Origin of the sequence: Mesorhizobium sp. (genome assembly GCF_017306585.1) — a bacterium.
GTDB lineage: Bacteria > Pseudomonadota > Alphaproteobacteria > Rhizobiales > Rhizobiaceae > Mesorhizobium.
In genome coordinates this window covers 1-3131 of record NZ_JAFKIC010000355.1, presented here as the reverse complement: position 1 = coordinate 3131, position 3131 = coordinate 1, and the positions used below count along the sequence as shown (strand labels likewise).

The 3131-nt window shown below is 65.5% G+C and carries 3 protein-coding genes; all 3 read right to left on the bottom strand.

From position 1 onward, the window contains the following. Nucleotides 1-219 precede the first annotated feature (219 nt). Genes istB through J0I79_RS34615 form a run of 3 tightly spaced genes read right to left on the bottom strand, consistent with a single transcriptional unit; the run spans nt 220 to nt 3002 of the window. Nucleotides 220-1074, bottom strand: coding sequence for an IS21-like element helper ATPase IstB (gene istB / locus J0I79_RS34625; protein WP_292870556.1), 855 nt, complete (start codon nt 1072-1074; stop codon nt 220-222). Further along, on the bottom strand, nt 1071-2570 hold the full coding sequence (gene istA, locus J0I79_RS34620) for an IS21 family transposase (protein ID WP_292870553.1): 1500 nt from the start codon (nt 2568-2570) through the stop codon (nt 1071-1073). The genes istB and istA overlap by 4 nt, the downstream gene beginning before the upstream one ends. Nucleotides 2571-2591: 21 nt before the next feature. Beyond that, entirely contained in the window at nt 2592-3002 is a 411-nt protein-coding gene (locus J0I79_RS34615) for a hypothetical protein (RefSeq protein ID WP_291642773.1), read from the bottom strand. Nucleotides 3003-3131 lie beyond the last annotated feature (129 nt).

Below are 3131 nucleotides of genomic sequence, written 5' to 3'. Positions count from 1 at the left end.
TTCCCAGACCTTTTTCTGGGCCACCGCAAACGCCATCCAGTCGCATTTCCGCTCGGCGTCCCCGCCTCGGCCAAGCGAAGCCTGAGCTTCAAAAGTGTCAACGGCGGAGCAAAACCAGGCCAGTGTGGCGGAGTAAAAGCAGGCCACTGGCGTCAGGCGCTGGCGGATATGGCAAGGGCCCCGATCGGGGCCCTTGCCATATCGCGCTGCCGAGGTTGATCAGGCGGTGATCTCGCCGGTGTCGGGATCGACACCGTCGGCGGTGGCCTGGTTTTGCTCCGCCGCAGCTGTGGCGCGCCTGCGGCCAGCCGATTGCCTGAGGCGGTAGCTGTCGCCGTTCATGGCCAGGATGCTGACGTGGTGGGTCAGCCGGTCGAGCAGCGCGCCGGTCAGACGCTCCGATCCCAGGACGGACGTCCAGTCCTCGAAGGGCAAGTTCGAGGTGACGATGGTCGAGCCGCGCTCGTAGCGCTGGGAGAAGACCTCGAACAAGAGCTCGGCGCCGGTCGGCGAGAGCGGCACATAGCCGAGCTCGTCGACGATCAGCAGCTTGACCGCCTGCAACTCGCGCTGGAGCCGGAGCAGGCGCTTCTCGTCGCGGGCCTCGAGGAGCTGATTTACCAGGGAAGCCGCCGTCGCGAAGGCGACAGAGAAGCCCTTCTGGCAAGCGGCCAGCCCGAGCGCGAGAGCGACATGGGTCTTGCCCGTGCCGCTGTTGCCGAGCGCGATGATGTTCTCCCGGCGCAGGATGTAGCCGCAGCGTGCCAGCTCCAGCACGAGCATCTTGTTCAGGCTCGGGATCGCCGTGAAGTCGAAGGTGTCGAAGCTCTTCACCGCCGGGAACCGCGCCGCCCGGATCCGCCGCTCGACCGTGCGCCGCTCACGGTCGATCAGTTCGAGCTCGACCAGCCGCAGCAGGTAGCGCGGATGATCGACGCCGTCGCGGGCGCATTCCCGCGCGACCTTGTCGTACTCGCGCAGAACGGTGGGCAGCTTCAGTTGCTTGAGGTGATGCGCCAGCAGAACCTGCGGCGTTCCTGAGGTCGTGCCCGGCGGCAGCGTCTCTTTCGTCATGCCGCCGCTCCCGGCAGGAGCACGGCATAGTCGGCCGCCGAGGTCGTCTTCACCGCCGTCTTCGGCAAGTGAGGATAGGCCGCCAGGTCGAGGCGTGCCGGACGTCGTTCCAGCCGCGCCAGCGCGATCAGCTTAACCGCGTCGAAGCCGATGGCACCGAGCCGGATCGCCTCGCCGACCGCAAAGCTGACGATATCGCGCGGCAAGGCCTCCAGCAGCCGCAGCACCTGGATGAACTCGCGCTTGCCGCGATTGCCCATCCGCGCTTCCAGAAGATGGCGCAGGTGCTGGAAGGCCTCGGGCAGGTCCCAGCCCTGGAGCGCCGCCGCCTGGTCGAGCGCGTTCGGCTTCTCCTCGATCAGCGCCAGATAATGCAGCGGATCGGCGACGAAGGCGCCGGTCCCGTAGCTGCGCGGATGCCGGGCGATCTCCTCGCCCCGGCACAGGATGACGACCTCCTCGACGAAGCCCTTCACCACGACGTCCTGGAAGCCATAGGTCGTCGGCACCGAGTAGTCGTTGGACCGGTATCGAACCAGCGCCGTCGACGAGACCCGCGCACCACGCTTCTCGCACGGCTCCAGCGGCACGGTCGGCAAGGGGCGCAAGGCCCCGAGATCGGCGACCAGCCGCTCGCCGATCGTCTGGGCATGCCGGCCAGCCCGCTCATCCTGTCGTCGGCGGCAGCGCTCCGCCAGCATCGCGTTCAGCTCGACGAAGCTCGACGCCACCGGGATCGGCGTCATGAAGTTCGAGCGGGCATACTTCACCAGCCCCTCGACCTTGCCCTTGTCGTTGCCCTTGCCCGGGCGCCCGAACCGGTCCCGGAACAGATAGTGGCTCACCAGCTCCGTGAAGGCCCGCGTCCGCTCCCGACGGCCGTCGCCGCAGATCTTCGCCACCGCGATGCGCGTGTTGTCGTAAAGCACCGACTGCGGCACGCTGCCGAAGAAGCCGAACGCCGAGACATGCCCGTCCAGGAAGGCTTCCGTCGTCTCGCGCGGATACGCCTTCACGAAGCACGCATCCGACTGCGGCAGGTCCAGGCAAAAGAAGTGGATCTTCTGCCGCACCCCGCCGATCACCGCGATCGCCTCGCCGAAGTCCACCTGGGCGTGCCCGGGCGGATGCGCCAGCGGCACGAAGGTCTCCCGGCTACGCGCCCGGCAAAGCCGGACATGGTCCTTCACCACCGTGTAGCCGCCGGCAAAACCGTGCTCGTCCCGAAGCCGCTCGAAGATCCGCTTCGCCGTATGACGCTGCTTCGCCGGTGACGCCCGGTCCCCATCCAGGATCGCCTCGATCACCGGCAGCAACGGACCCAGCTTCGGCTTCTCGACCGGCTTCGTGCGCGTATAGCCCGGTGGGATCGAGAACCGGCACATCTTCGCGATCGTGTCTCGGCTCAGACCGAAAACCCGCGCCGCCTCCCGGCGACTTTGCTTCTGATTGAAAACGAAATCGCGAACCGCCGCGTAGACCTCCACAGCGAACATCCTCGCCGACCCCAAAAGGGATCAGCCTATCCAGTGGACGACTTTTACGCCGCCCGCACCCGCATAACCGCCGGCGCTTCTCTGGATGGTTTTCTCACCGCCATGCACAGTCAGGACCATTACGCTCGGTATGATATTCAGGCAGGCCCGAAAGCCTTCGCTTTGGGCAGGAACGGCGCATGTGCTTGGAAAGCGCGAGTGCGCTCTATTCGGGAAGCCGAGATGGAAGCGATTGCAGGATGCCGGCGCCAGCGCGGAACTGACTGCCGCATCGTTGACTCGCATCGCTACTGAAATCCCTCCGACAGACTTCCCGTCGCTCCATGCCGAGCGACGGCGCAATGACGGAATCCTGATGACCGGCATTTCCTGCCAGATGGTCCCGAGCCCATGCGGCATGTAGTTAATCTGGCCGCCGATCAGAGTTTCCATTTTTCGGCGATTAACCAAGTTGCACCGGCAACACCCAGCATCCCTGCAGAAATCAGAAGCAGTTTGATCGCGGTTTCCACGATCAGCGTTCCATCGACAACGATCGTCCAAGCGATCGCGCTAAGATTG

Excerpts from the sequence above, each read along its gene's own strand:
- J0I79_RS34615 (WP_291642773.1), bottom strand. The coding sequence starts at position 3,002 with ATGGAAACTCTGATCGGCGGCCAGATTAACTACATGCCGCATGGGCTC.
- istA (WP_292870553.1), bottom strand. The coding sequence starts at position 2,570 with ATGTTCGCTGTGGAGGTCTACGCGGCGGTTCGCGATTTCGTTTTCAAT.
- istB (WP_292870556.1), bottom strand. The coding sequence starts at position 1,074 with ATGACGAAAGAGACGCTGCCGCCGGGCACGACCTCAGGAACGCCGCAG.